Origin of the sequence: Mycobacterium neglectum (assembly GCF_002591975.1) — a bacterium.
GTDB lineage: Bacteria > Actinomycetota > Actinomycetes > Mycobacteriales > Mycobacteriaceae > Mycobacterium > Mycobacterium neglectum.
The window spans coordinates 142,011-168,554 of sequence record NZ_NVQE01000004.1 but is presented as its reverse complement, the minus strand read 5'-3'; the positions used below and the strand labels follow the sequence as shown (position 1 = coordinate 168,554).

Below are 26,544 nucleotides of genomic sequence, written 5' to 3'. Positions count from 1 at the left end.
AGTAAACCTAGTTGCTCTACCTTCGGGACTACACGACTTTCAAAGGAGATAGGTCATGGCTGAAGCCGTCATCGTCGAGGCTGTACGGTCGCCGGTCGGCAAGCGCAACGGCGGGTTGTCGGGTGTTCACCCCGGCGAGCTGTCGGCGCAGGTGCTCAATGGTCTGGCCCAGCGCTCCGGCATCGACCCCGGCATCGTCGACGACGTCATCTGGGGCTGCGTCATGCAGGCCGGCGAGCAGGCGCTCGATATCGCGCGCACCGCCGTGCTGGCGGCGGGCTGGCCCGAGACCGTGCCGGGCGTGACCGTCGACCGGCAGTGCGGGTCGAGCCAGCAGTCCATCCACTTCGCCGCGGCGGGCGTGGTCGCCGGACACTATGACGTCGTCGTCGCCGGTGGCGTCGAGTCGATGTCGCGCACCCCGATGGGCGCTTCGCTGGCCAATGGCGGCCACCCGTACCCGGAGGCGTTCCGCAACCGTTACACCCAGACCCCGAACCAGGGCATCGGCGCCGAGATGATCGCCGAGCAGTGGGGATTCGACCGCACGGCGGTGGATCAGTACTCGCTGGACTCTCATGAGAAGGCCGCGGTCGCACAGGATGCCGGCGCATTCGACGACCAGATTGTCGGCATCAAGGATCAGGACGGCAATGCGGTTCTGAAGGACGAGGGTATCCGTCGGGGTACCACCATCGAGAAGATGGCGGGCCTGAAGCCCGCGTTCAAGGAGGACGGTGTGATCCACGCCGGCAACTCCAGCCAGATCTCCGACGGATCAGCCGCCATCCTGTTCATGTCCGCCGAGAAGGCGAAGTCGTTGGGCCTCAAGCCCCTTGCCAAGGTGCACACGGCCACGCTGGCCGGGGCCGATCCGGTGATCATGCTGACCGCACCGATTCCGGCCACCCAGAAGGCGCTGAAGCGCTCGGGTCTGCGGCTCGAGGACATCGGCGTATTCGAGGTCAACGAGGCGTTCGCCCCGGTGCCGCTGGCGTGGCTCAAGGACATCGGCGCCGACGAGAAGAAGCTCAACCCCAACGGCGGCGCCATCGCGCTGGGCCACCCACTCGGTGGCTCCGGCGCCCGCATCATGACCACAATGCTCTATCACATGCGGGACAAGGGAATTCAGTATGGCCTGCAGACCATGTGCGAGGGTGGCGGCCAGGCCAACGCCACCATCATCGAGCTGCTGTGACCGCTGACGCGACCGCTGATGTGACCGCACCGGCTGCTCTCGCCGAGCGGCGGGGCAATGTCCTCATCATCACGCTCAACCGTCCCGAGGCCCGCAACGCCGTCAACAGCGCGGTGAGCATCGCGGTCGGCGACGCCCTGCAAGCGGCGCAGGACGACCCGGAAGTACGCGCCGTCGTGATCACGGGTGCAGGACAATCCTTCTGCGCCGGAGCAGATCTCAAGGCGATATCGCGCCGCGAGAACCTGTTTCATCCCGACCACGGCGAATGGGGCTTCGCCGGATACGTCCACCACTACATCGACAAGCCGACGATTGCCGCCGTCAACGGCACCGCACTCGGCGGCGGATCCGAACTGGCACTCGCCAGTGACCTCGTCGTCGCAGAGGAACGTGCCAAGTTCGGGTGGCCCGAAGTCAAGCGGGGTTTGATCGCCGCCGCGGGTGGCGTGTTCCGCATCGTCGACCACCTACCGCGCAAGGTCGCGATGGAGCTGATCTTCACCGGCGAGCCGATGAGTTCGGCCGACGCACTGAAGTGGGGGCTCATCAACCAGGTTGTGCCCGACGGTACCGCGGTCGACGCGGCTATCGCACTCGCCGAACGGATTACCTGCAACGCACCGCTGGCGGTATGGGCGAGCAAGCGGGTCGCCATGGGCGTCGATGACGGAACCATCACCGGCGACGAGGCCGGCTGGAGCAGGACCATGCGTGAGATCGGGACTCTGATTCGTTCCGAGGACGCCAGGGAGGGACCGCTTGCCTTCGCCGAGAAGCGCCAACCGGTCTGGAAAGCCAAGTAAGCCCACTACGCGTAGTAGGAGAAACCAGTGAAGCGCACGATCTACGACGCCGAGCACGAGGCGTTCCGCGACACCGTCCGTGGTTACATCGACAGTGAACTCGTTCCCAATACCGAAAAGTGGGAGGCCGACCGCATCGTCGACCGCTCGGCCTACGTGGCGGCGGGCAAGCACGGTCTCATCGGGTTCAACATGCCCGAGGAGTTCGGTGGCGGCGGTACCGACGACTTCAGGTTCAACGCGATCATCGACGAGGAGATCGCCAAGGCGGGCGTTCCCGCGCCCGCGCTGAGCCTGCACAACGACGTCGTCGGCCCGTACTTCAAGGACCTGACGAACGACGAGCAGAAGAAGCGTTGGCTGCCCGGGATCACGAGCGGCGAGACCATCATCGCCGTCGCGATGACCGAACCCGGTGCGGGCAGCGACCTCGCCGGCATCCGCACGTCGGCGGTGCGCGACGGTGACGACTGGATCGTCAACGGCTCCAAGACGTTCATCTCGTCGGGCATCAACTGCGACCTCGTCGTCGTGGTCTGCCGTACAGATCCCGAAGCAGGCCACAAGGGCTTCACGCTCCTGGTCGTCGAGCGCGGCATGGAGGGCTTCACCCGCGGCCGCAAGCTGGACAAGATGGGCCTGCACGCCCAGGACACCTCGGAGCTGCACTTCGAGAACGTCCGTGTGCCGAACGCGAACGTGCTCGGCAAGGAGGGACGCGGCTTCTACCACCTGATGACGAACCTGCCGTCGGAGCGGCTCTCGATCGCGATCACCGCGGTCGCAGGCGCACGCGAAACCTGGCGTCAGACACTGCAGTACGCCAAGGATCGCAAGGCCTTCGGCCAGCCGATCGGCAGCTTCCAGCACAACCGGTTCCTGCTCGCCGAGATGGACACCGAGCTCGAAATCACCGAGACCTACATCGACCGGTGCCTGCAGGGTGTCGTCGACGGTGAACTGAGCGCGGTCGAGGCGGCCAAGGCGAAGTGGTGGGCGACCGAGACCGCCAAGAAGATCGTCGACCAGTGCGTGCAGCTGCACGGCGGCTACGGCTACATGCTGGAGTACCGCGTCGCGCGCGACTACGTCGACGGACGCATCCAGACGATCTTCGGTGGCACCACCGAGATCATGAAGGAGATCATCGGCCGCGACCTGGGGCTCTAAACGGGCTCGAGCAGTGCGGCAGGGCCACGCGTCATCAGCTGACGGCCCACGATGATCCGCTGAATCTCGCTTGCGCCCTCCCAGATCCGTTCCACGCGAAGCTCACGGAACATCCGCTCGGCGACGTTCTCGCGCATGTAGCCGCGGCCACCGAAGATCTGCACCGAACGGTCGGCCACCCGGCCCGCCATCTCCGAGCAGTACAGCTTCGCCATGGAGGCCTGCCCGTGCAGTGTCTTGCGGTCGTGCCCGGCGTCAATGGATCGGGCCACCTCGTAGAGCATGGTTCTGGCCGCGAACAGCTCGGTCGCGTTGTCGGCAAGCATGCCCGCCACCAACTGGTGCTCGCCCAGCGACTTGCCGTCGACCACCCGTGTCTGTGCGAACGCCGTCGTCTCGTCGACGAGGCGCGCAGCGGCGCCGACGCAACGTGCGGCCACCATCATTCGCTCGAATCGGAACCAGTCCTGGGTGAACGTCATCGGACCGCCCTCGGTACCGACCAGGTTCGCGCGGGGAACCCGAACGTCGTTGAACGCCACGATCGGGTGCTCGTCGGCGATATGATGCGAATAGTGCGGTGTGCGAACCACTTCCACACCCGGCCACGGCAGATCGACCACCAGCAGCACGTGGTCGCCCTCCGGCAGGACGGCTTCGACGAACACGTAGTCGGCGAGGTTGAACGACGTCACGTGCCACTTGACCCCGTTGACCACATATTCGTCGCCGTCCCGGCGTGCGGTGGCGACGAGCGCGGAAACGTCTGAGCCCGCGTTCTCTTCGGTGATCGCATAGGCCTCGTGCTTCTCGCCGCGTACCGACGGCAGCAGCCAGCGTTGAAGTTGGTAGTCGGTGGCCACGTCGACCCACCACTGCGGGGGAGTGGCCATCACCCAGGCCAGTCCGTTGGTCACCCGGCCGCATTGTTCCTGGACCAGCACCTGCTGCAGTGCGGTACAACCCTGACCGCCGACCGATGCCGGCATGTTGGTGGCATACAGACCCAATTCGATTGCGCGCGCGTGATGCTCGGCGGTGAGTTCCTTCGGCAGCACACCCCCGGCCATCTCGGCCTCCACCTCGTGCGGCATGAGAGTTTCGACGAACGCCCGCGCGGTGTCGCGAATGGTCCGATCCTGTTCGGTCAGGCCGTACATCCGTACCTCCACCCTCTTGACTGAGCGTTCAGTCTATGCCAGCGTTCCATGGTATGACCAGCTCCCACAGTGCCGACGTTGTGGTGGTGGGCGGCGGGACGGTCGGTGCGTGGACGGCCGTTCTGCTCGCCGAGAGCGGCGACCGACGGGTTGTGCTGCTCGAAGTGGCCACCCTGGGTGATGGCGCCAGCAGCCGGGCCGCGGGCATGGTGCGAGCCCAGGGCGGCACGGAGACCGCCATCAAGCTCGGCCTTCGCACCCAGGACTTCTACGCCGCCAGCGGTGATCGCTTCCCGTTGGACTGTGGTTTCGTGGCGCAGGGCTACCTGATGCCGTGTTTCAGCCAGGCCGAAGTGGAGCAGGCGCACGAGCGCATCGCGTTGCAGCGCTCGCTCGGGCTCGACGTGGAGTGGCTGTCCGCCGACGACATCGACGGTCGTGACACCGGCCTGGCACCGGGAGCGACGCTTGGCGCGTCCTATGCACCCGGAGACGGATACATCGACGCGCCGCGCAACGTGCTGGCATACACCGCCGCGCTCACAGCGTGCGGTGTCGATGTGCGCGAACATTGCGCGTTCACCGGCCTTCGCACATCGGGCGGCCGCGTGGTGGGCGTCGACACCTCCGACGGCCCGATCGACACCGAACGCGTCGTGCTGACCGGCGGCCCAAAACTCGGCAAGGTCGGAGCGACCGCAGGAGGACGGATACCTGCGGGCGGAGCGCGACATCAGGTCGTCGTTACCGCGCCCGTCACAGCGTTCGACGTGCACGCCGTGCCGATGGTGTTCGACCTCCCTTCCGGAATCTACTGGCGTCCAGGCGAAGCCGGCGGTCTGCTATGGGGTATGAGCAACCCCGACGAGGCACCGGGCGTCGCCGCGGACTTCGACGAGACCTACTATCGGAAGGCCCGCGACCGCATCGAGGAATTGCTGCCCGGTGTCAAAGGCCTCGGCCTTCGGCGCATGTGGGCGGCGACCATCGACTACACACCGGACCACCTGCCCATCCTCGGACCATTGCTGACCGACGACGGTCCTGTTGAGGGCACGGTCGTGGCAAGCCCCGCCGGGCACGGGATGATGTGGGGCCCCGCGGTCGCGCAGGCCGCCGCCGACCTGACCGCGACCGGCGAATGCGGATGGCTTGACCTCACCGACCTCGGGCTCGACCGCTTCGACGCCGACGGCAACAGTCGCGTTGCCCCAGAACCGATCTCACTACCCTTCCCGGAGAAAGCAGCACTGTGAACACCATCGACACCGCACTACTCACCAAGGCCGCCGACGCAGAACTCGAGGACTGGGGCCCGCTTGCCGAAGCGACAGGTGATCCGATGGCGACGCACGGTCTCGAGATGTGGGTGGACGGCGACAAGTCCGCAGGCATCTGGCAGTGCACGCCGGGACCGTCGTACTGGGTTCAGGACGAGAACGAGGTCATCTACGTATTGTCCGGCCGGATGACTGTCACACCCGACGGTGGCGAACCCGCAGAGATCAAGGCCGGCGACATCGCGGTGTTCCCGACCGGCTGGAAGGGCACCTGGGATTTGCACGAGACGGTGCGGAAGGTCTACTCGATCTTCTGATCACGGCTGTCGGCGGATCATCACGGCGTCCACCGCGATCACTCCGTGCGGTGTAGCGATGACGGGATTGGCCTCCACCGCGTCGAACTCGTTCCCGCGATCGACGGCCAACTGCGAAACGGAGGCGATGACGTCGGCCAACGCGTCGATGTCCACCGCGGGCGCCCCGCGCCATCCGGCGAGTAGTGGCGCCATCCGCAGACTGTCGAGCATCCGCAGCGCCCCCGGCCGCGACAGCGGCGGGTATGCCACCACACGGTCTTGCATCAACTCGATGAGCGTGCCGCCCGCGGCGACCACCACCAACGGGCCGAACGCGTCGTCTCGCACGAACCCCACCGAGATCTCCACACCGCCGTCGACCATCGTCTCGACAGTCACCGCGGCTCCCAATCGCTGCGCCATTTTTCTGTAGGCCGCCGTCAAAGCGGCCTCGTCGGCGAGGCCCAGCACCACACCGCCGACCTCGGTCTTGTGTAGCACCCCAACGGTTTTCAGCACCACTGGATATCCGATCGCAGCTGCCACCGCCACCACCTGGGCGAGCGAATCCGCTGACCGCGATTCCACCACCGGGATCCCGTAGGCGGCCAGCACCTCGGACGCCGACGCGCCGATCTCCCGACGGCGATCACGACTTGGTACCTCCTCGACGGGAAGCGGCCAACGCGCGAGATGACCGAGCGCGGCCAGCCCACTGCGCGCGCCTTCCAGGACTGGAATCCCGTAGTCGCGCAGCCTTTGTGCCGTTGTCTGATCGATCGCCGAGGATACCGACGCAACGACCGCGATCGGCGCCTGCGTCTCGGCCGCAACGTCGAGCACCGCGTCCGCATAGGCGGTGTCGTCGTCGAATTCGGTGACGAGGTCGACCGCAAGGGCGGTGACCCCCACACCTGGATCGTCGACCATCGCGCGCAGACATCTGCCGAACAAATTACGAGTGTCGGCCCCCGTACCCCACACATCGAGGGGGTTGGTCGCGGCGAGCCCGTCGTCGAGCAGCGCGCCGATCGTGGCGAGCGTGTCATTGGCCAGGTCGGCGAACTCGATGCCCAGGTCGTGGGCCAAGTCGGCGACCAGCGCGCGTTCGGCGCCGGAATCATGCACCGTCGCGACGCCGCCCCGGCGGGACCGCTTTGTCGCCGAGAACAATTCCAGCGTATCGGCGAACTCGGCCAAGTCACCGACGTGTACCGCGCCGGTGGCCGCGCAGAATGCGTGCCATGCCGCGCGATCACCTGCGAGCGCACCAGAATGTGCCGCCACCATCGCCTTGCCCCGGGGCGATCCACCCACGGTGAGGATCACCACCGGCACGCCCTGGCCCGCCGCTCGCAGCAGCGCCTTTCGCAGCCTCGGCACGTCGCGCGGCGTCTCCATGAGCAGCGCGATGCTGCGGGTATCGGGATCATCGAGTGCGAACTCGACATAGTCTGCGGTGTTGGTCACCAGTTCCTGGCCGGAGGACACCGCCAGACGGAAGCCGAATCCGCGCCGCGCGCGCAGCAGCGTCGAGAACGCCGACCCGGAATGCGTGATGAGGCTGATTCCGCCGGAGGGCAACGGATCCGGTTCCAGATAGCCCAACGCTCGCACACCGCGCGCGTTGTTGATGAAGCCCATGCATCCCGCGCCGCACACTGCCATGCCCGAACTCGTGGAAATCGCGGTGACCTTATCGCGCAATCCGTGCGCGGAGCCGAACAGCACCGCCCCTCTCGCGCCGATCGCCACAGCGGACTCCAGCTGCTCGAGCAGGGCCTCGTCGGGCACCCCGAGCAACACCAGGTCGACATCGTCATCGAGATCGGTCATTGACGGCGCGCAGAGTGTATCGCCGATCCGGTCGTAGTGGGGATTGACCAAATGCACACGTGCCGAACCACGTTGGGCCTCAATGACCATTCGCGAACCGAAGCTGTCGGGACGCGGGCTGGCTCCGATGACGGCCATCGATCGGGCGCCGAGCATGGCGGCGACGGCCGCGCGCCGCGCTTCGCTCATCGCCTTCCGAAGCGGCGCTTCTTGTCCGCCAGCGCCGCCCGTGCCGCCTGCCATCCGGGGATCCCGCAGACGCCACCGCCGGCGTGTGTGCCCGAGCTGCCGTTGTACAGCCCTCCGATCGGCGTGCGATAGTCTGCGTACCCCGGCGCAGGCCGCATGTGGAACAGCTGCTCCAGCGAGAGTTCACCGTGGAAGATGTTGCCGCCGATCAGGCCGTACTCCTGCTCCATCTCGTACGGGCCGACGACGTCGCGGTGCGTGATCGAGGCCTTGAAACCGGGTGCCACCTGGTCGTAGGTATCGATCACCCGGTCGGCGTAGGCGTCGAGTTCCTCGGTGTGCGGCGCGTTCGACCACTCGGCGGGCACCCACTGGGTGAACAGCGACATGATATGGGTGCCATCGGGATTCAACGTCTTGTCCAAGGTGGTCGGGATGACTCCGTCGCTGAACGGCAGCACCGCGGCCTTACCGACGCGCGCCTCCTGGAAAGCCGCCTCCAGGTAGTCAATCGAAGGCGCCATCTCGATCGAACCGGTCAGATGTTCCGCCATTCCGGAACTCGGATTCGCCGTGAAGCTCGGCAACTGTGCGAGCGCGACGTTGATCTTCACCACGCCGCTGCGGGACTTGAAGTGCTCGATGTCCCCGACGAAGTCGTCAGGCAGCTCGGACGGCGAAAGGTGTTCGAGGAAGGCGATCTTCGGATGCAGCGTGGTGATGACAAGCGGTGCGGTGATCTCTTCACCGTTCGCCAGAACCACACCCCGCACCTGGCCGCCGCGGGTCAGCACCCGGGAAACCTTTGCGTTGGTGCGGATCTCGGCGCCGAAACTCTTCGCGGATCGCGCGATGGACTCAGACACCCCTCCCATGCCACCCTCTGGGTAGCCCCAACTGCCGAGCTGACCGTCACCGACGTCGCCGATGGAGTGGTGCGCCATCACATAGGCAGTTCCCGGCTCACACGGCCCGGCCCAGGTCCCGATGATGCCGTTGACCGCCATCAGGCCTTTGACCTGCGGTGATTCGAACCAGTCGTCGAGGAGATCGGCGATGCTCATGGTCAGCAGTCGGGTGATGTCCGCGGTGAGGCGCGGCGTGATCTTCTTGCGCAGCGGCCAGGCCAGCTTGGCCAGGTCGAGCAGATCGGACGGTCGCTTCGAGCCGACATTGGGCGGCACCTGCGTCAGCAGCGGCCCCATCACCTCGGCGATGCCGCCGATCCAGTCGTTGTATTCCGGCAACGCGTTCGCGTCCTTCTTGGAGAACTTGGACAGCTGCTCGTGGGTGCGCTTGGGGTCGTCCTCGTAGATGATCAGTGACCCGCCCTCGGGAAAGGCCTGGTACGACGGGCCCATCGGATGCACCTTGTAGCCGTGCCGCTCGAGTTCCAGCTCCCGCACAATGGTCGGCGGCATCAGGCTCATCACGTACGACAGCCGGGTCACCCGCAGGTGTGGAGCGTCCTCCCAGGGCGCCTCGGTCGTGGCCGCTCCGCCGAGGGATCCGCGGCCTTCCAGAACCAGGGTCCTGGCTCCCGACCGGGCCAGATAGGCCGCAGACACCAACCCGTTGTGTCCGCCGCCGATGACGACAGCGTCGTAGTTGTTCGACATGGAAGCCCTACTTTCGTCGGCGCTGCGTGCGTCCTGACTGACTGTTCAATCTAACCAAGTGTTAGGCTATAGACAAGAGCAACGATGCACTTCGGAGGGGAGCCGACACGACCATGGCCGAGCCCGCACCCGCGACGGAACAGAACGAGGCGCGACGCATCGAGATGCTGCGCGCCGCAGCGGAGCTGATCTGCGAACGGGGTTTCGGCGACACCCGTATCGCCGATGTCGCCAAGCGGGCAGGCGTGAGCTCGGCACTCGTCATCTACTACTTCGGGACGCGGGACCGCCTCCTTGTCGACGCACTGCGCTATTCGGAGGAGTCGTTCTATGCGGCGGCCGAGCAGATGCTGGGCGAGGTTTCCGCGCTGCGCGAGCGGCTCTCATTGCTGATCCGCTGGACGTGCGTGCGGGAGGGGAACGACGACATACCCGGGGCGTGGGGATTGTGGTTCGACCTCTGGGCCCAGGCCTTCCGGCACGATGAGATCAAGTCCGACCGGGCAGAACTCGACGCCAAGTGGCGAGAGATGATCGTCGACGCGATCCAGTCGGCGGACCCGTCTGAGTTCGATGCGAAAGTCAATGCCCGCATGTTCGCGCTGGAGTTCGCGGCACTCCTCGACGGTCTGTCCATTCAGGTGGCGCTCGACGACCCCGAGATCGACTCAGATCTGGCCTATGACATCGCAATGCGGTTCGCCGAGCGAGAACTCGACCTCGCTCCGGCGAAGAAGCGGGTCAACGGCAGGGCCAAAGTCAAGAAGGGGTGAGTGCGCTTACCTCGTCGGCCACCGGATCGGCCACCGACAGTGCCGAGCTGCGGTGCAATACGCGCACCGCATCGTGCGCACAGACGCAGTTGACCTGCGCCCCTGGCTCGTGTGTCACCGAGCCGGGTCCCGCGTGGTTCGGCACCTCGACAACCAACGCCGCAGGTGCGCCGACGTCGACATGCACTTGCGTGTAGTTGCCGAGGTAAACGACCTCCGACACCACTCCGCTGATCACGTTGTGGCCCTGTCCAACTGGGTCATTTGGCGAGTGCAGGGCGATCCGCTCAGGCCTGATGACGATCGCCGCCACGCCCAAGTCCGCGGAGTCGCCCACGGCCGCCCCGAGGCGCGTGCCCAGCGCCTCACATACTGCCGAGGCGCCGCTGGCCTCCACGACGACGGCGTCAAAGATGTTGGCGGCACCGAGGAATCCCGCGACGAACGTGGTGGCAGGAGCAGAGTAGATCTCTTGCGGTGGACCGACCTGTTCGACGCGGCCCTCGGCAAGCACCGCGATCTGATCGCTCATCGTGAGCGCTTCTTCTTGATCGTGCGTGACATAGACGAAGGTGATGCCGACCTCGCGCTGCACCGCGCGAAGTTCCAATTGCAGCTGCTTGCGCAGCTTCGCGTCCAGGGCGCCGAGGGGCTCGTCGAGCAGCAGCACGCGCGGACGCAACACCAGCGCCCGGGCCAGCGCTACCCGCTGCTGTTGGCCGCCGGACAGCTGGGCCGGTCGCCGTTTGGCGAAGTCGCTCATCCGCACCAGCTCCAGCGCCTCCCCGACACGGCGCTTGGTGTCCTCGCGCGACGACTTCTGGTACCTCAACCCGAATGCGACGTTGTCCCAGACCGTCATGAACGGGAACAACGCGTAGGTCTGGAAGACGGTGTTGACCGGGCGACGGTGCGGAGGATCCCCCGCCACGTCGCGGCCGTCGAGCTCGATCCGCCCGGAGTCGGGTTTCTCGAAGCCCGCGATCATCCGCAGGGTCGTGGTCTTACCGCAACCGGAAGCGCCAAGCAGCGAATAGAACTGGCCCGCGGGGATACTCAGGTCGATGCCCATGACGGCCGGGACGCCGTCGAACGATTTGACCAACTGATGCAGTTGGATCTCGCCACCCGTCACCGCACGGGACCCGTCAGCACATCACCGCGTCGGCGAACCGCGTGAAGTTCGCGGCGAATCGGTCGACATCGTCGCGCTGGTGCTGAACAGACAACAGCCATTGCTCCACCTTCCCCCATGGCGGGAGAAACACACCGCCATTGTGCTGCATCAGCCAGTGCAGATGGCCCAGTCTGGCGTCGATCTGCAGGAAGTCGCGGAATTCGCGCACCTGCTCCCGGCGGAAGGTGACGCAGCCCTTGGCGCCCGCGACGACGACGTGCCAGCCGACGCCGTGCCGGGCGATGACGGATTCCAGGGATTCGCCAAGCCGAGCGGCGAGCCCGTCGAGGTGTGTGTACGCCGCCGGTGTCAGCACGTCGGTGAGTGTCGCGCGGGAGGCCGCCATCGCCAACGGGTTCCCGTTGAACGTGCCGACCTGTTCGTAGCGCCCGTCGGCGATCGCTGACATCACCTCGCGGGTGCCTCCGATGGCCGCGACCGCGATACCGCCGCCCAATGCCTTGGCCAGGCACACCATGTCGGGCACCACGCCGGTGCGCGCTGTGACACCGCCCGGTCCCGTGGTGAAGCCGGTCTTCACCTCGTCGAAGATCAGCAGCGCGCCCTCGGCGTGCACCAACTCGCGGATGGCGGCGAGGTAGCCGGCGTCGGGCGGGATGATGCCTGCGTTCATCATCATCGGCTCGAGGATCATCGCGGCCACTTGTCCGCGATGTTCGGACAGTGCACGGGCCACCGCTTCGGCGTCGTTGAACGGCACCACGATCACGAGATCGCGGATCGCCGAGGGGATACCCGAGTTGCCGGGAACCGAGTTGGGGGAGTCGCGCGGTCCGACCTGGTCGGCCTCGGGAAGCACTGACACCTGCACCGAATCGTGGTGGCCGTGATAGCAACCCTCGACCTTGATGATCAGATCGCGGCCCGTCAGCGCGCGTGCCAGATGCACCGCGTCCATGGTGGCTTCGGTGCCGGAATTGGCGAACCGCCACAGTGGCAGATCGAACCGGCGGGCCAACTCGCCTGCGATCCAGATCGCGTCCTCGGTCGGTTGCGCGAAATGCGTACCACGCCGAACCCGGTCACTGACCGCTTCGACGATCGCCGGATGGGCATGCCCGGCAATGGAAGCGCCGTAGCCGCCGTGCATGTCGACATACTCGTTGCCGTCCACGTCGTAGACCTTCGGGCCTTTTCCGTGGCTCATCCACACGGCCTGCGGCTCGGCGATCTGCCAGTTCGACGTCGCCCCGCCGGCAAGGTGTTCTTGCGCCTTGGCGATGAGTTCCGTGCTGCGCGGCTGGCGGCGCAGGAAGGTTTTCTCCTCGTCCGATATCAGTTGGTCTACGGTGTCTGCCACCTTGGGCTCCACCACCGACGAAGACACGGTAGACCTCCACTCCGCTACGGTTGACTGAGCATTCAGTCTATGCGAGAGTCCTACCAGCGACAAGACGTGAAATCAACGGGAGGTCCCGATGCCAACACCTCCGACCCGCCGTCAGTTTTTGGCGCGCGCAGCGATTCTCGCCGCCGCAGCGCCCACCCTTCCCGCCTTCCTTGCGGCGTGTTCCAAGCCCGAATCGTCTTCGGGAGGACCGAGTCTGACGCTCGCATCGCCGGACAATCCGGTGAAATGGCCGATCCCCGATGACAACAAACCGATCGCCGACAATCTCGCGCCGGAGCAGGGCGCGACGCTCAAGATCTACAACTACGCCGACTACCTCAGCCCGCAGGCCATGAAAAGCTTCGAGGACAAGTACGGCATCAAGATCGAGGTCTCGACCTTCAACGACGGCGACGAGGCGATCACCAAGCTACGCAGCGGCGTCGACTTCGACATCTACAATGCCAACTACACCGAGATCAGCCGCCTGGTCAACGGCGGGCTGCTGCGCCCGCTGAACCACACCTACGTTCCCAACATCAAGAACGTGTGGCCCAGCTTCACCGACCCCTGGTACGACCAGGGTTGGCAGTACAGCGTGCCGTACACCATCTACACCACCGGAATCGGTTGGCGGACCGACCAGGTACCCGCCGATATCGGCGCATTGGCCAATCCGTACGAGTCGTTGTGGGATCCGCAGTACAAGGGCAAGACGGCGGTCATCGACGACTTCCACACGGCGATGGCCATGGTGCTACTGAAGCAAGGCATCACCGACGTCAACACCTCATCGGAAGCCGATCTGAAGATGGTCGGTGAGCAACTGCAGGCGCTGGTGGCCGCCACCTCGCCGAAGGTCACCATCACGATGTACAACGACCTGCCCGCCGGACAAATGGGTCTCGCACAGATGTGGTCGGGTGACGTCATCAATGCGCAGTCCTACCTACCCGAAGGCACCGGCCCGGAAATCCTTCGCTATTGGTTCCCTTCCGACGGAAAGGGACTCGTCGACAACGACATGCTCGTGACGCTCAAGGGCGGCAAGAACCCGGTCCTTTCCCACCTGTTCATCAATCACATGCTCGATGCCGAGGTGGCGAAGGAGAACTTCTCCGCGATCGGTTACCAGCCGCCGCAGAACAGCATCACGCCGGATTCGCTTGTCCAAGAAGAGTTCATCCCGGAGAACCTGCGCTCGGCGATCGTGAGACCGGAGTACTTCGACGTCGGCTACCGACTGCTGGAGCTCGACGCGGCCAACGAGACCGCATGGCGCAACGTGTGGCAGGCCTTCCAGGCCGGCGGGTCGTAAGTACCTGTGGCGGTCCCGGTGGTCACCGCGCCTCCGCGGCAGGCTCCGCCGGCCCGTCAGCGTCGCAATCGGCTGTGGGCCGTGCTGGCCGCTCCCGGAATCGTCTGGTTGTTCGCGTTCTTCTTATTCCCGCTCTATGTAGTGCTGTGCATTGTCTTCGGTCAGGTCGACCCGCTGTTCCGCACTCCCGTCCCGGTGTGGAATCCGCTGCAGTGGGATCCCACCCAGTTCACTTACGTGCTGACCCACATCGTCGGCGACAATGGTGTGTACGGTCCGGCCATCGCGCGCACGTTCATCTACGTGTTGGTTGCCAGCGCGCTCTGCCTACTCATCGCCTTCCCGGTTTCGTACTACGTGGCCCGGCTCGCCGGCAAGCGCAAGGGGTTGGTGCTCGCGCTGTTGATAGCGCCGTTCTGGATCAGCTACATGATGCGGATGTTCGCGTGGGTGAACCTGCTTCAGGACGACGGCCTGTTCAACAAGGTGCTCAGTCTGGGAGGCATGTTCACCCCGGACGTCAAATGGTTGACCGGACAGCCCGTGGTGGTGATCCTCGGGCTGGTCTACGGCTATGTCCCGTACATGATCCTGCCCCTCTACGCGGGCCTCGACCGGCTTTCGCAGCCGATGCTCGAGGCGTCGCGTGACCTTGGCGCCGACCGCTTTTCGTCGTTCTGGCGCGTGACGCTGCCGTTGTGTCGGCCGACGATCGTGGCGGCGCTGCTGCTGACCTGCCTGCCGATGCTCGGCGACTACTTCACCAACGACATGTTGTCGGCGTCGCCGAAGACGACCATGGTCGGCAACCTGATCAACGATGGCGTGCAGGCTCCGGGGCAGACCGGTCAGGCGGGCGCGTTCGTCATGCTGGTATTCCTCATCGCGCTGCTGCCGATGCTGTACTACCTGCGTTCGGTCACGCGAGGCAGCGAGCTGTCCACATGAGAGGCCCCGTTGCATGGTGGAACAACCCGTGGCGGCCACCACGTTTCCTGATCGCGATCACCATCGGCTACCTGCTGTGGTCGCTACTGCCGGTCATCATCGCGGTGGTCTACTCGTTCAACGCCGGCCGATCGCGAACGACCTGGCAGGGCTTTTCGACCCGCTGGTACTGGGGTGACGAGACGCTATCGGTATGGCACAACGACGCGCTGCACACCGCACTCCTGCAGACCATGAAGCTGGGCGTGATCGCGACTCTGATCACGATTCCGCTCGGGACGCTGTTTGCGATCGGCATCGACCGGTGGCGGGGCAGGCTGCCTAACGGGGCGAACTTCCTGATGCTGCTGTCATTCGTGCTGCCGGAGGTGCTACTCGCCGTCGCGCTGCTGTTCGTGATCACTGCGGTGGCGGTACCGGTCGAACTCGGCACCACCGCACAGGTGATCGGCCTCGTCACCTTCCAGGTGTCCTACCCCGCGGTGCTGGTGCGGGCAAGACTGGCCACCATTGGGCCCCAATACGAAGAGGCTGCAATGGATCTCGGTGCGTCACCGATCGGGGCGCTGCGCCGGATCATCATGCCGATGCTGATGCCCGCGATCTTCGCGAGCACTGTGCTGGTGTTCGCCGACGTCATCGACGACTTCGTTTTGGTGCGTTACCTGTCCGGAGACGCTGCTACCGAGCCCGTCTCGGTGAAGATCTACAACACCGCCCGCGCCGCGCCGACGCCGGCGCTCAACGCGTTGGCCACACTGCTCCTGCTCGCGGCGTTGGCTGCCGTCACGGTCGGATTCCTTGTCTACCGATACCTGACCCGATCGGACACCACGACGAAGGACCGCGGCATCGGGGCGTTCGCGGGAGAGGCGTGAACTGGTGGATCCCTGTAGACCACCGAGGTCGCGCGCAGTAGGCTGACTGTATGTTCAAACAGGGTCGGGCTCCAGTCCCTGCCGACGGGCTGGCCGCGGCGCTCGCCCCGTTCGGCCAGTCGCGGATGCTGCCGCGCGAGGCCTATGTCGACCCAGACGTGTTCGCGTGGGAGCAGCGCCACATCTTCTCCGGATGGTCCTGTGTCGGGCACGCTTCGGATCTGGCCGGGGTCGGTGCGCAGAAGGCGGTGGGCACCGGCCGCAACGCGATACTGCTGGTGCGCGCCGAAGATGACGTCATTCGCGCGTTCGCCAACACCTGCAGACATCGCGGGCACGAACTGTTGGCGTGCAACACGGTGACCAAGGGCCGCGGCGTGGTGTGCCCGTACCATTCGTGGTCCTACCGCCTCGACGGCCGACTACGGAACGCTCCAGGGTTCGGTGATGTCGAAGGGTTCGAGCCTGACGAGTTCGGGCTCGCCGAGATGCGACTGGTGAACTGGCACGGCTGGCTGTTCGTCGACCCGAGTGGTCAGGATGCCGAATTCGCCGACCATGTCGCGGGTCTGGACGAGGTAGTCGGCCCGTACCACCCGGAGGACCTGACCATCGTCGCCCGGCACTCCTACGAGCTGGCCACCAACTGGAAGGTCATCGCCGAGAACTATCAGGAGTGCTATCACTGCTCGACCATCCATCCGGAGCTGTCCCGGATCAGCCCCCCGACCAGCGGCGAGAACCTGGATCTGAAGGGCACGTGGATGGGCGGCTGGATGTCGATCGTCGAAGGGGCCGAAACGATGTCGCTGACGGGCAAGAGCGGCGGTGTCGCCATCGCCGGTCTCTCTGAGCGAGAGCTGCGCAGCGTGATGTACCTCGTCGGATATCCGAATCTGCTGGTGAGCCTGCATCCCGACTACGTGATGACCCACCTGATGACGCCGCTGGCCGCGGACCGGACATACGTCGAATGCGCCTGGGCGTTCCCGAAAGACGTTGCCGCCGAATCGGATTTCGACCCGTCGTACGCGGTCGACTTCTGGGATCTCACGAACCGCCAAGACTGGGCGGCCTGCGAGTCCGTGCAGCGGGGACTGACGTCGCCGCATGCCCGGCCGGGACCACTGGCGCCCGACGAGGACGGCGTCTATCAATTCGTGACGCGGGTGGCCCGGGCGTACTCCGGCGCCGCCGGGCCCTAGCCGATCGGGGCGTCCGCCGCAGGCATGGGGGCCTCGGCGGGCGGGGCCGCGGGCGTCGTCGCCGGCGTCTCGCTCGTGGTCGTCGTGGTGGAGGTCGTGCTCGACGTCGCCGACGGCGTGAGAGCGGTCGGCGGCGTCTTGGGATCCAGCACCGTGTCGATCAAATAGATCCGCGCGTCCTTGGCGAAGATCGCACCGCAGACGAGCTTGGCGGTGTCGTTGACCTTGATGTCGCCGCCATCGCCCTCGACCTTGATCTCGGCACCCTGCTGGGTCGGCCGCTGGCCCTTGACGTCCTCGTTGCCGAGCAGGCCGAGGAAGTCGTGGTAGTAGACGAGGTCGCTCAGCGCGGCCGGGTCGGCCTTGAGCGCGTCGACCTGCGCGGGAGCCAGCTTGGCGAAGGCCTCATTCGTCGGCGCGAACACCACGTAGGGGCCGTTCTCCAAGACCGGGACGATGTTGACCGCGGGGTTGAAGCCACCCGAGATCGCCGAGTAGAAGGTGCTGGCGTCGGGGATGCTCTGCAGCGCGGTGCCCACCGGCGAGGTGGACAGCGTCTTGTAGTTCGGCACGGCGGTCTTGAACGCGTCGCAGCCCGGCCCCTGGGGATCGGGAATCTCGAGCTCGGGTGCGGGCTCGGTATCGGGCTGGGCGTAGGCGGTCACGGCCAGCGGTATCGACAGCGCGATCGCGGCGATTCCGGCGGCGGCGCCAATGGTCTTGCTGGTGCGGGTCTTCACGTAAGTGCTCCTCAGATCTTCCAGTCGCATCGCATGGTAAAGCCCGCAACGCGCCTTCGCCAAAGTGAAAAGCTGGTAAAACCTAAGGTGCAGGTGCTCTGACCTGCGTTTTGCGGATCTTGCCACACAACGCGGCCGCGACGAAGCAAAGGCCCCCTGCGAGGTAGAACGCCGTGTCGTAACCACCCTGCAGATCACGCAGCCATCCGGCGCCCGCCGCGGCCACTGCCGCGCCCAACTGGTGGGACGCGAAGACCCAGCCGAACACGATGGGAGAACGGCTGCCGAAGTAATTCCGGCACAACACGATCGTCGGAGGAACGGTGGCTACCCAGTCCAAGCCGTAGAAGATGACGAAGACCCACGTGCTGGGTTCGGCGTGCGGCGAAAGCAGCGACGGCAACGCCAGCAGCGAGACTCCCCGGCCGGTGTAGTAGACGACGAGCAGCAGGCGCGGGTCCACGCGGTCGGTCAGCCATCCGGAGAACACGGTGCCGGCTACATCGAGAATGCCGATGGTCGCCAGCAGGCCGGCCGCGACCGTCGTCGGCATGCCGTGGTCATTGGCCGCCGGAATGAAGTGCGTGCCGATCAGTCCGTTCGTCGTCATCCCGCAGATCGCGAAGCTCGCCGCCAGCAGCCAGAACGCCGGAACGCGAGCGCCGATCAACAGGCCGTCGAACGCAGCGCGGAAGCTCGAAGCCGGGACCGCGGCCGGTTCGGTCGCAGCCGTCGCGCCGTACGCCGTTAAACCCTTGTCCTGCGGGTAATTTCGCATGAACACCAGCACGAGCGGGACCACACACAGCGCCGCGGCCGCGACGATCAGCGACGCCCAGCGCCATCCGTGCCGGGTGGTGACCTCGGCGACGACCGGTAGAAAGATGAGTTGCCCTGTCGCACTGGCGGCGGTGAGCACCCCCGTCACGAGGCCGCGCCGCGACTCGAACCAGCGTGTCGCGATCGTGGCGACAAAGCCCATCGAGATCGCTCCGGTGCCCGCGCCGACGAGCACGCCCCACAGGAGCACCAGCTGCCAGCTCGCCGTCATCGTCACGGACAGCGCCGAACCGCCCGCGATCATCAGCAGCGCCCCCGACAGCACCGGGCGCACACCGAAGCGGTCCATCAGCGCCGCGGCGAACGGCGCCGTGAGCCCGAACAAGGTCATGTTGACCGACATCGCCAGCCCGACCACGCCGTGCGACCACCCGAACTCGTGGTGCAGCGGATTCATCATCACGCCCGGCACCGATCGGAAGGCCGCCGCGCCGAGGATCGCCACAAAGCTGACGGCCGCGACCACCCACGCCCAGTGGATCCTCGGCGCGGTCTGCTGTGCGGCGGTCGACGTCACCGCATCACTCTGGTCAGCGCGAACCCGGTTCGACCAGTGGCATGAATGACAACATTCGTCAAGAACATGCCAAACTGGGTGGATGCACCGCGTCGCCGTCCTCCTGTTGCCGCCCGTCGTCGGGTTCGACGCCACCATCGCGCCGCTGATGTTCTCCAACGCGAGCGACGACGACGGCAACCCGCTCTACGACGTGGTGACCTGCGCACTGTCTGGCGACCCCGTCGCCGCCACGACCGGCTTCTCGGTGCTGGCAGAGGCCGGCCCGGAGGCACTGGTGACCGCCGACACCGTGGTCATTCCGGGTACGAGGTATCCGTCCGCCCGAGAGGACGGCACGCTGACGCCCGACGTCGCGGCGGCGCTGGCACTGATCCGTCCGGCCGCGCGGCTGGTGTCGATCTGCACCGGGGCGTTCGTGCTCGCAGCCGCCGGTCTGCTCGACGGCCGCCCCGCGACCACGCACTGGCGATTCGCCGACGACCTGCGCCGGCTGCATCCACGGGTGCGCGTCGACGAGAACGTGCTGTTCGTCGACGACGGCGACATCCTTTCCTCGGCGGGCCTGGCGGCTGGAATCGACCTGTGCCTGCACATCATTCGGTCCGACCACGGTGCACAGGTGGCGAACGCGGTTGCGAGGTACTGCGTCGTCCCACCGTGGCGCGAAGGTGGACAGGCACAGTTCATCGACCGGCAGGTGCCTGCGCCCGACCACTTCTCGACGGCCCCCACCCGCGAGTGGGCGTTGCGACATCTCCACGAGGAGCTCACGGTGTCGCGGTTGGCCCGGCACGCCAAGATGAGCGCGCGGACGTTCAGTCGGCGGTTTCGCGAGGAAACGGGCCAGGCCCCCGGTACATGGATCCGCAACCGCCGCATCGACTTCGCCCGCGAACTGCTGGAGTCCCGGGACCACCCCGTCGACGAGGTGGCCAGATTGTCGGGCCTGGGCTCCGGCGCAAACCTTCGCCATCACCTGCGCCGTGGTGTGGGGATGTCACCGTCGAGTTATCGCAAGGTCTACCAGGGCGCCTAGCGACTGTCGGGCAACACCGTCGCCACCATCCGGGCGAGGTCGTCGGCGGTCTGCTGGAAGTTGTCGATGCCGCAGCTCGCGTGCACCAACGCGCCGACGAGGCCGAATTCGAGAGTTTGTGTCACCTCGGGCCACGCGCCCGAGCGCAGCATGGTGCGTACCCGCCGGTGATACTCGGCGTGGATGCGCTCCCGGACGGACCGCACCGACGGGTCGGCACCGACGAGCGCGCTGGAGCACGCGGCCGCAAGCCCGGGCTCGTCGGCCAACAGCATCACGAGATGTGAGAACTGGGCCACCATCCGTTCCTGGACACCCAGGTCGACGTCGACGTCCAGCGGTGCGGCTCGCAGCCGGTGGAGATAGATCTCGGCGACGATCGCGTCCTTCGACCAGAACTGCTCGCGCAGCGACCCGACGGATACCCCTGAGCGCTTGCTGATCGCCGCCATGGTGATGTCGGAGTACGGAATCTCGCGCAACAGTTCGACGGTCGCACGCACGATCTCGCGCGTCTCCTCGTCATCGCGACTGCGGTCGTCGTAGGACCGCAGATGTACGACGTCGGACATGCGTCTCAGCGTCCTGTGCTCGCGACGGCACAGAGCCGCTCCGAGACATCCCAGAGCTGCTGTGCGTGTGCCTTGTCCATGGCATACGGTGCCTGGTCATCTCTGATCCGGCAGTCCGCGAGGTATACCGAACCGACGTCCTCGAGATCGTCGCTGACCGCGGCCCACACCTGCGTGGCCGCACCGTGTTCGGGCATCGTGAAGTCGCGTCGTACGTCGACCTTGTCCAGCGCGGGATCCGACGGCACGAACTGCGTCAGGGCGGTGAAGTCGTCGCGGGACATGTGCCGTGCCAGCTCTGTTGCCACGACACCCGGGTGCACCGCGAACGCCCTGATGCCGCGGTCGCGCAGCCGCCGGTCCAGCTCGACCGTATGAAGAATGTTGGCCGTCTTCGATGCCCCGTAGGCGGCGAACTTGTCGTACTCGCGGTGCTCCCAGTTCGGGTCCTCCAGGTCGACGTCGCTGAGCCGGTGCCCGTCTGACGACAGATTCACGATGCGCGCACCGCCGGCGGCGGCGAGCTGCGGCGTCAGTAGCCGCGTGAGTTCGAAATGGCCGAGATGGTTGGTGCCGAACTGCAATTCGAAACCATCGTGCGTTCGGCCGAACGGTGTGAACATCACCCCGGCGTTGTTCATCAGCACGTGGATGGCCGGCACGGTGGCGCTGATCGCGTCGGCTGCCCAATAGACGGCGGCCAGCGAGGTCAGGTCCAACTCCACCGTCGAAGTCACCGCGCCGGGAACCGCGGCGCGAATCCATCCCTCGGTATCGGCCAGGGCGGTGCGATTGCGGGCGGCAAGGATGACGTGTGCGCCGGTGGCGGCGAGCGCTCGCGCCGACTCCCTGCCCAGCCCGGCCGAGGCGCCGGTGACGACGCAGACCTTGCCGGTCAGGTCGACGCCATCGACGACCTCGAGTGCTGTCGGGGTAGTGGTCACCACGTCAGGATGTCACGGTGCATACGATGACGCGCATGCCTGAGCCGCTGATTCTGTCCATCCGCGGTCGTGCGCCCGCGCTGCACGACGAAAGTTGGGTGGCGCCCAATGCGAGCCTGATCGGCCAGGTGACACTCGGCGCGAGTGCCAGTGTCTGGTACGGCGCCACGCTGCGCGCGGAGGCCGAGCCCATCGAGATCGGTGCGGGCACCAACATTCAGGACGGGGTCACGATTCACGTCGACCCCGGATTTCCCGTCAGGATCGGCACCAACGTCAGCGTCGGGCACAACGCCGTGCTGCACGGCTGTGAGGTCGAGGACGGCTGTCTCATCGGGATGGGGGCGGTGATCCTCAACGGCGCGAAAATCGGCGCGGGATCGCTGATCGCTGCCAGTGCGTTGGTGCCACAGGGCTTCGTGGTGCCGCCGCGGTCGCTGGTGGCGGGCGTGCCCGGCAAGACGCGGCGCGACCTCAGTGACGCCGAGGTGACGCACAACAGGAACAACGCGCAGGTGTACCAGGCGCTGGTCGAGCTGCACCGCGACGCGAACAGCGCCTGAATGCGCCAAGGTTCCGATCCGGCGCCTTCGGGTACAGCCGTACGGTGAGCAAACTGCGAATCCTGGTCACCGGCGCGACCGGTTATGTCGGATCGCGGCTCGTCACCGCCCTGCTCGAGGCGGGGCATGACGTCGTCGCGGCCACTCGAAACCCTGCCCGGCTGGCCGATTTCGGCTGGCATGACCGGGTCACCGGGGTGGCGCTGGATGCGCACAACAAGGAGTCGGCACGGCACGCGTTCAATACCGCCGGGCCGGTGGATGTTGTGTACTACCTGGTGCACGGAATCGGGCAGCCCGGCTTTCGCGAAGCGGATAACCGCGCAGCGGCCATCGTGGCGACTGCGGCAAAGAATGCCGACGTGCGCCGGATCGTCTACCTGGGCGGGTTCGTTCCCGACGACGACGACCTCTCCGAACACCTGAGCAGTCGCGCCGAGGTCGCCGAGGCACTCAGCGTGGACGGCGGTCCCGACGTCGTGTGGCTGGGTGCGGCGATGATCATCGGGTCGGGCTCGACATCGTTCGAGATGTTGCGCTACGTCGGCGACCGGTTCCTGCTGATGCCGATGCCCGGATGGTCGGTCAATCCGATCGACCCGATCTCGATCAGCGATGTCATCTACTACTTGGTCGTCGCCGCCGGCGACCGGGTGCCCGCGGGGTCCTATGACATCGCCGGTCCGGAGACATCGTCCTACGCCGACCTCCTGCGGGCATACGCGCGCATCGCAGGCAAGTGGCGCGCCGAACTGCCCGTCAACGGGGTCGACACCGGACTGGTGTCGTGGGTGACGTCGGCGGTGTTACCGGTTCCCGGCGGACTGGCGTCGGATCTCGTGGAGTCGCTCGACCATCCAATGATGGCCTCCGGGAACGGGCTTCGTGATCTGGTGTCCGATCCGCCCGAGGGTCTCGTCGGAATCGATGAGGCGATCACAAGAGCCTTGGAGAGCCGCAAGCCCCGTCCTGTCGACGCCTTGGTCGATCCGCATCACCTGGCCGACACCGATCCGGTGTGGGCGGGCGGCGACACATTGCGCATTCGACAATTGGCCCGCCATATCACTCCGGCGTTCGCGCGACCCGCGCTGGGGCTGCTCGGCGTCGTGCCGGGGCCCGTCGCAGGCGCAGTGCGCACCGGACTCGACACGGCCATCGGCCTGGTACCGAGGATGAAGTCGGCGTGACCCAGCCCTCCGTTACCCGGCCACGATGGCTGGCCGAGGCCAAGGACGTTGTCGGCGCATGCCCTGTGCCGCATCACGAGCCACCCGCGCTGATCCGGCGCAGGCGCATCGTTGTCGCGATCGTATTGGTGATCGGCGCTGGGCTGCTTGGGTATTCGCTCGCCCGCCCGCCGGGAGACGCCTCGTTCTTCTGGCTGACATTGGCACTGGCCGCGGTGTGGGCCGTCGGCGCGCTGGCGTCCGGGCCCCTGCACCTGGGCTGCATTCGATTGCGTGGTCGCAACCAGCGCCCGTTCATCACCGGAACTGCAGTGGGCCTGCTGCTCGGCGCCGTATTCATCGTCGGCGGGTTGATCGCCCGTGAGATTCCCCCCGTACGCGAGTACATCACTCGCGTACTGGAATTCGCTGATTACGGGCCGCTGCTGCTGGTCACTTTCATCACGGTCGTCAACGGCGTGGCCGAAGAGATGTTCTTCCGCGGCGCTCTCTACACCGCGCTCGGCCGGTTTCATCCGGTGCTGGTATCGACGGTGCTGTACGTGATCGCGACGGGCGTTGCCACCGGCAACCCGATGCTGGGTTTCGCGGCGATCATCCTCGGCACGGTGTGTGCGGTCGAGCGCCGTATCACCGGGGGAGTGCTCGCGCCGATGCTGACCCACTTCTTCTGGGGTCTGGTCATGGTGCTCGCACTTCCCCCGATGTTCGGCGCCTAGCGCAAGGGATGCGCCAGTTCGTCCTGCCGCATCTTCGCCGCATACATCGCGATGGCCGCCAATATCACCGGTGCGATACCGGCCACCAAGAAGATCGTCTGCATTGAAACGACTTTCGACAGCGGGCCGACGATCGCGAACGACACCGGCATGAAGGCCAGCGAGACGAAGAAGTCCAGGCTTGATACGCGGCCGAGCATCGCCGTGGGTACCCGCCGTTGCAGCAGGGTGCCCCAGATGACCATGCCCGCACCGTCGGTGACGCCGATGACGAACGTCGCGAGGGCCATCAGCGTGAACGACGACGTGAAGCCGACGATCACCAGAGGGACGGAGCCGACGCCCCACATCGCCATCATCACCGTCAAATAGCGACGGGGTAGCCGACCCGACGAGACTGCAAGCGCGCCAAGGGCGCTGCCCATCCCGAAGAACGCAAGGATGAAGCCGTACATCCGCGCGCCATCGTCGAACCGGTCATTGGCGATGAACGGCAACAGCACCTCGATGGGGCCCAGCACCACGAGGACGAACATGCTCGCGAACAGCAGCGTCCACAGCAACCACGGCGTGCGCAGCATGAACACGAAGCCGTCCCGCAGATCGCGCGCCATATGCGGCTGCTGGCTACCGGGTTCGCGGACAGGCGCTGTGGTGGTTCCTCTGGTGGCGATCAGCAGCACCAAACCGATGGCGAACAGCGCAGCCACGACGACGGAGCCCAGCGCCGGAAACGTCGCACCCACCAACATTCCGGCGACCGCAGGCCCGACGGCGCGCTGGAACACCGGGCGCACCACGCCTTCGACGCCGTTGGCGGCCAGCAATTGTTCGGCGGGCAGGATCCTCGGCAGGATCGCGCTGTAGGCCGGGAAAAAGAACGCCGCCGCAACGCCAAGCAGCCCCGCGGCCACCGCCATATGCCAGATCTGCAGCGAGCCAACCAATCCGAGTACGGCAACCACCGATACGACGATGACGTTGACGGTCTCGACGAGGATGATGATCGAGCGTTGGTTGAAGCGATCGGCGGCGATCCCGCCGACGAGGAGGAAGGCCACGATGCCGACACCGAGGCACGTCGCGACCAGCGATAGCGCTGCGGGGTCATTCTTGAGCTCGATGACCTGAAGGGCCATCACGACGGCCCACATGCCCTCGGCGAAGATCGACAGCGAGACCGCCGTGATCAGCAGGCGGTACTCGCGGATCTGAAACGGTGCGAGCACGCGCCAACCGCCGGCGTTGTGCACCGGCTGCTGGATCTCGTATTGCGTACTCACCTGTCGATGGTCGCCGATGAGCTGTGGCCGAGTCCAACGAATTTCGGCCGCGGCCGTGCCTAGGAGTCGGTGAAATTCGCCTTCCGGCGCTCCTGGAAGGCGCGAGCGCCTTCGCGGAAGTCGTGCGAGACGAGCAGCGCCAGCTGCCCCTCTGTCTCGCGGCCGATCGCGGCATCGAGCTCGGTCAGCGTCGCGGCGTTGATGGCGTGTTTGGTCTTGCGCAGCGATACGACCGGGCCGTTCAGCAATGCGGAGATCACCTTGTCCACTTCGGCGTCGAGTTCCCCGGCGGGATGCACGGCGGTGACGAGACCCCACGCGAAAGCATCGCTGGCGCTGATCCGTTCGCCCATCAACGCCATCCGCATGGCGCGGATACGGCCGACCGCCGCGGCGATCAACGCCGATGCTCCGCCGTCGGGCATGAGACCGATCTTGGTGAAGGCCAGCATGAAGAACGCCTTCTCCGAGGCCACGACGACGTCGGATGCCAACGCCAACGACGCGCCGACACCGGCGCATGGCCCCTGCACGACGGCGACCACCGGCTGCGGCAGGTTCACGATAGACCGAACGGCGTCGTTGGCGGCGTTGAGAACCGACTCGGGTCCGTCGACCGACTTCTGTGCCTGATCCTCGTCGCTGATGCCGGCGCCGGATGAGAAGCCCCGACCTGCACCGCCCAGTCGTACGACCTTGACCCGTGGGTCGGTCGCGGCCTGTTCCAACGTCGAGGTGATGGTCCTGAACATCGCGGCGGTCAGCGAGTTGAGACTGTCCGGCCGGTTCATCGTGACGTGCAGAACGCCGTCGACGAGTTCGACGAGCAGGTCGTCGATACCGGTGTAGGTCTGCTGGCTCGAGTCGACGGATGTCATGGCTGCACCCTAGGACCGATCCACTTGGTTATACAAGTAAGCTATGTCG

25 protein-coding genes are annotated in these 26,544 nt (G+C 66.0%); 14 read left to right on the top strand and 11 right to left on the bottom strand.

What is annotated here, in order from left to right; genetic code table 11:
• The first annotated feature begins 55 nt into the window (after positions 1-55).
• From CSQ99_RS05350 to CSQ99_RS05340, 3 genes are read left to right on the top strand one after another with little or no spacing between them, the layout of a single operon-like run.
• Complete coding sequence (locus CSQ99_RS05350) at positions 56-1,201, top strand: thiolase family protein (protein ID WP_099038013.1); 1,146 nt, start codon at positions 56-58, stop codon at positions 1,199-1,201.
• Complete coding sequence (locus CSQ99_RS05345) at positions 1,198-2,007, top strand: crotonase/enoyl-CoA hydratase family protein (protein WP_099038012.1); 810 nt, start codon at positions 1,198-1,200, stop codon at positions 2,005-2,007. The genes CSQ99_RS05350 and CSQ99_RS05345 overlap by 4 nt, the downstream gene beginning before the upstream one ends.
• A 27-nt stretch (positions 2,008-2,034) precedes the next feature.
• On the top strand, positions 2,035-3,177 hold the full coding sequence (locus tag CSQ99_RS05340) for an acyl-CoA dehydrogenase family protein (protein ID WP_099038011.1): 1,143 nt from the start codon (positions 2,035-2,037) through the stop codon (positions 3,175-3,177).
• On the opposite strand, the gene CSQ99_RS05335 is transcribed toward CSQ99_RS05340, so the two are convergent.
• Positions 3,174-4,337, bottom strand: a complete 1,164-nt coding sequence (locus CSQ99_RS05335) for an acyl-CoA dehydrogenase family protein (RefSeq protein ID WP_099038010.1) — start codon at positions 4,335-4,337, stop codon at positions 3,174-3,176. The two genes, CSQ99_RS05340 and CSQ99_RS05335, sit on opposite strands and share 4 nt — an antisense overlap.
• Before the next feature lie 53 nt (positions 4,338-4,390).
• Between CSQ99_RS05335 and CSQ99_RS05330 the strand changes: the two genes are divergently transcribed.
• Positions 4,391-5,593, top strand: coding sequence for an NAD(P)/FAD-dependent oxidoreductase (locus tag CSQ99_RS05330; protein WP_099038009.1), 1,203 nt, complete (start codon positions 4,391-4,393; stop codon positions 5,591-5,593).
• The gene (locus CSQ99_RS05325) at positions 5,590-5,934 is read left to right on the top strand and encodes a cupin domain-containing protein (RefSeq protein ID WP_099038008.1); all 345 of its coding nucleotides are present in this window, start codon (positions 5,590-5,592) and stop codon (positions 5,932-5,934) included. Before CSQ99_RS05330 ends, CSQ99_RS05325 begins: the two co-directional genes overlap by 4 nt.
• On the opposite strand, the gene CSQ99_RS05320 is transcribed toward CSQ99_RS05325, so the two are convergent.
• Together CSQ99_RS05320 and CSQ99_RS05315 are read right to left on the bottom strand one after the other, a co-directional pair.
• A complete protein-coding gene (locus tag CSQ99_RS05320; protein ID WP_099038099.1) occupies positions 5,935-7,941 on the bottom strand; it encodes an acetate--CoA ligase family protein in 2,007 nt (668 codons plus the stop codon).
• Entirely contained in the window at positions 7,938-9,560 is a 1,623-nt protein-coding gene (locus CSQ99_RS05315) for a phytoene desaturase family protein (RefSeq protein ID WP_099038007.1), read from the bottom strand. Before CSQ99_RS05315 ends, CSQ99_RS05320 begins: the two co-directional genes overlap by 4 nt.
• Positions 9,561-9,673: 113 nt before the next feature.
• Here CSQ99_RS05315 and CSQ99_RS05310 point away from each other — a divergent pair, with 113 nt between their 5' ends.
• Positions 9,674-10,333 carry a TetR/AcrR family transcriptional regulator gene (locus CSQ99_RS05310; protein WP_099038006.1) on the top strand — a complete coding sequence of 220 codons (660 nt, stop codon included), beginning with the start codon at positions 9,674-9,676 and terminating at the stop codon, positions 10,331-10,333.
• Here CSQ99_RS05310 and CSQ99_RS05305 read toward each other — a convergent pair.
• The gene (locus CSQ99_RS05305) at positions 10,320-11,468 is read right to left on the bottom strand and encodes an ABC transporter ATP-binding protein (protein WP_099038005.1); all 1,149 of its coding nucleotides are present in this window, start codon (positions 11,466-11,468) and stop codon (positions 10,320-10,322) included. The genes CSQ99_RS05310 and CSQ99_RS05305 overlap by 14 nt on opposite strands.
• Positions 11,469-11,481: 13 nt before the next feature.
• Positions 11,482-12,831, bottom strand: a complete 1,350-nt coding sequence (locus CSQ99_RS05300; RefSeq protein WP_245908703.1) for an aspartate aminotransferase family protein — start codon at positions 12,829-12,831, stop codon at positions 11,482-11,484.
• A 118-nt stretch (positions 12,832-12,949) separates the two neighbouring features.
• On the opposite strand from CSQ99_RS05300, the gene CSQ99_RS05295 reads away from it, so the two are divergent.
• Genes CSQ99_RS05295 through CSQ99_RS05280 form a run of 4 tightly spaced genes read left to right on the top strand, consistent with a single transcriptional unit; the run spans position 12,950 to position 17,210 of the window.
• A complete protein-coding gene (locus CSQ99_RS05295) occupies positions 12,950-14,179 on the top strand; it encodes a polyamine ABC transporter substrate-binding protein (protein ID WP_099038003.1) in 1,230 nt (409 codons plus the stop codon).
• Positions 14,180-14,185: 6 nt separating this feature from the next.
• A complete protein-coding gene (locus tag CSQ99_RS05290; protein WP_099038002.1) occupies positions 14,186-15,127 on the top strand; it encodes an ABC transporter permease in 942 nt (313 codons plus the stop codon).
• Positions 15,124-16,005, top strand: a complete 882-nt coding sequence (locus CSQ99_RS05285) for an ABC transporter permease (RefSeq protein WP_099038001.1) — start codon at positions 15,124-15,126, stop codon at positions 16,003-16,005. The genes CSQ99_RS05290 and CSQ99_RS05285 overlap by 4 nt, the downstream gene beginning before the upstream one ends.
• A 50-nt stretch (positions 16,006-16,055) precedes the next feature.
• The gene (locus CSQ99_RS05280) at positions 16,056-17,210 is read left to right on the top strand and encodes an aromatic ring-hydroxylating oxygenase subunit alpha (protein WP_099038000.1); all 1,155 of its coding nucleotides are present in this window, start codon (positions 16,056-16,058) and stop codon (positions 17,208-17,210) included.
• Here CSQ99_RS05280 and CSQ99_RS05275 read toward each other — a convergent pair.
• Positions 17,207-17,950 carry a fasciclin domain-containing protein gene (locus CSQ99_RS05275; protein WP_099038098.1) on the bottom strand — a complete coding sequence of 248 codons (744 nt, stop codon included), beginning with the start codon at positions 17,948-17,950 and terminating at the stop codon, positions 17,207-17,209. The two genes, CSQ99_RS05280 and CSQ99_RS05275, sit on opposite strands and share 4 nt — an antisense overlap.
• 82 nt (positions 17,951-18,032) lie before the next feature.
• Entirely contained in the window at positions 18,033-19,307 is a 1,275-nt protein-coding gene (locus CSQ99_RS05270; protein WP_245908701.1) for an MFS transporter, read from the bottom strand.
• 82 nt (positions 19,308-19,389) lie between these two features.
• Between CSQ99_RS05270 and CSQ99_RS05265 the strand changes: the two genes are divergently transcribed.
• Positions 19,390-20,346 (top strand): GlxA family transcriptional regulator, encoded by a 957-nt coding sequence (locus CSQ99_RS05265; protein WP_099037999.1) that lies wholly within the window; start codon positions 19,390-19,392, stop codon positions 20,344-20,346.
• On the opposite strand, the gene CSQ99_RS05260 is transcribed toward CSQ99_RS05265, so the two are convergent.
• Positions 20,343-20,918 (bottom strand): TetR/AcrR family transcriptional regulator, encoded by a 576-nt coding sequence (locus CSQ99_RS05260; RefSeq protein ID WP_099037998.1) that lies wholly within the window; start codon positions 20,916-20,918, stop codon positions 20,343-20,345. The genes CSQ99_RS05265 and CSQ99_RS05260 overlap by 4 nt on opposite strands.
• A 5-nt stretch (positions 20,919-20,923) precedes the next feature.
• Entirely contained in the window at positions 20,924-21,862 is a 939-nt protein-coding gene (locus tag CSQ99_RS05255; protein WP_099038096.1) for an SDR family NAD(P)-dependent oxidoreductase, read from the bottom strand.
• Positions 21,863-21,888: 26 nt separating this feature from the next.
• Here CSQ99_RS05255 and CSQ99_RS05250 point away from each other — a divergent pair, with 26 nt between their 5' ends.
• Genes CSQ99_RS05250 through CSQ99_RS05240 form a run of 3 tightly spaced genes read left to right on the top strand, consistent with a single transcriptional unit; the run spans position 21,889 to position 24,334 of the window.
• Positions 21,889-22,425, top strand: coding sequence for a gamma carbonic anhydrase family protein (locus CSQ99_RS05250; protein ID WP_176560883.1), 537 nt, complete (start codon positions 21,889-21,891; stop codon positions 22,423-22,425).
• A 44-nt stretch (positions 22,426-22,469) separates the two neighbouring features.
• Complete coding sequence (locus tag CSQ99_RS05245; protein WP_099037997.1) at positions 22,470-23,615, top strand: NAD(P)H-binding protein; 1,146 nt, start codon at positions 22,470-22,472, stop codon at positions 23,613-23,615.
• Positions 23,612-24,334 (top strand): CPBP family intramembrane glutamic endopeptidase, encoded by a 723-nt coding sequence (locus CSQ99_RS05240; protein WP_099037996.1) that lies wholly within the window; start codon positions 23,612-23,614, stop codon positions 24,332-24,334. Before CSQ99_RS05245 ends, CSQ99_RS05240 begins: the two co-directional genes overlap by 4 nt.
• Here the strand turns inward: CSQ99_RS05240 and tet(V) are convergent.
• Together tet(V) and CSQ99_RS05230 are read right to left on the bottom strand one after the other, a co-directional pair.
• Positions 24,331-25,587 carry a tetracycline efflux MFS transporter Tet(V) gene (gene tet(V) / locus CSQ99_RS05235; protein ID WP_176560889.1) on the bottom strand — a complete coding sequence of 419 codons (1,257 nt, stop codon included), beginning with the start codon at positions 25,585-25,587 and terminating at the stop codon, positions 24,331-24,333. The genes CSQ99_RS05240 and tet(V) overlap by 4 nt on opposite strands.
• An 89-nt stretch (positions 25,588-25,676) precedes the next feature.
• Complete coding sequence (locus CSQ99_RS05230) at positions 25,677-26,495, bottom strand: enoyl-CoA hydratase (RefSeq protein ID WP_099037994.1); 819 nt, start codon at positions 26,493-26,495, stop codon at positions 25,677-25,679.
• Positions 26,496-26,544: the final 49 nt, after the last annotated feature.

Excerpts from the sequence above, each read along its gene's own strand:
- CSQ99_RS05350 (WP_099038013.1), top strand. The coding sequence starts at position 56 with ATGGCTGAAGCCGTCATCGTCGAGGCTGTACGGTCGCCGGTCGGCAAG.
- CSQ99_RS05335 (WP_099038010.1), bottom strand. The coding sequence starts at position 4,337 with ATGTACGGCCTGACCGAACAGGATCGGACCATTCGCGACACCGCGCGG.
- CSQ99_RS05330 (WP_099038009.1), top strand. The coding sequence starts at position 4,391 with ATGACCAGCTCCCACAGTGCCGACGTTGTGGTGGTGGGCGGCGGGACG.
- CSQ99_RS05320 (WP_099038099.1), bottom strand. The coding sequence starts at position 7,941 with ATGAGCGAAGCGCGGCGCGCGGCCGTCGCCGCCATGCTCGGCGCCCGA.
- CSQ99_RS05315 (WP_099038007.1), bottom strand. The coding sequence starts at position 9,560 with ATGTCGAACAACTACGACGCTGTCGTCATCGGCGGCGGACACAACGGG.
- CSQ99_RS05310 (WP_099038006.1), top strand. The coding sequence starts at position 9,674 with ATGGCCGAGCCCGCACCCGCGACGGAACAGAACGAGGCGCGACGCATC.
- CSQ99_RS05295 (WP_099038003.1), top strand. The coding sequence starts at position 12,950 with ATGCCAACACCTCCGACCCGCCGTCAGTTTTTGGCGCGCGCAGCGATT.
- CSQ99_RS05285 (WP_099038001.1), top strand. The coding sequence starts at position 15,124 with ATGAGAGGCCCCGTTGCATGGTGGAACAACCCGTGGCGGCCACCACGT.
- CSQ99_RS05280 (WP_099038000.1), top strand. The coding sequence starts at position 16,056 with ATGTTCAAACAGGGTCGGGCTCCAGTCCCTGCCGACGGGCTGGCCGCG.
- CSQ99_RS05265 (WP_099037999.1), top strand. The coding sequence starts at position 19,390 with ATGCACCGCGTCGCCGTCCTCCTGTTGCCGCCCGTCGTCGGGTTCGAC.
- CSQ99_RS05260 (WP_099037998.1), bottom strand. The coding sequence starts at position 20,918 with ATGTCCGACGTCGTACATCTGCGGTCCTACGACGACCGCAGTCGCGAT.
- CSQ99_RS05250 (WP_176560883.1), top strand. The coding sequence starts at position 21,889 with ATGACGCGCATGCCTGAGCCGCTGATTCTGTCCATCCGCGGTCGTGCG.
- CSQ99_RS05230 (WP_099037994.1), bottom strand. The coding sequence starts at position 26,495 with ATGACATCCGTCGACTCGAGCCAGCAGACCTACACCGGTATCGACGAC.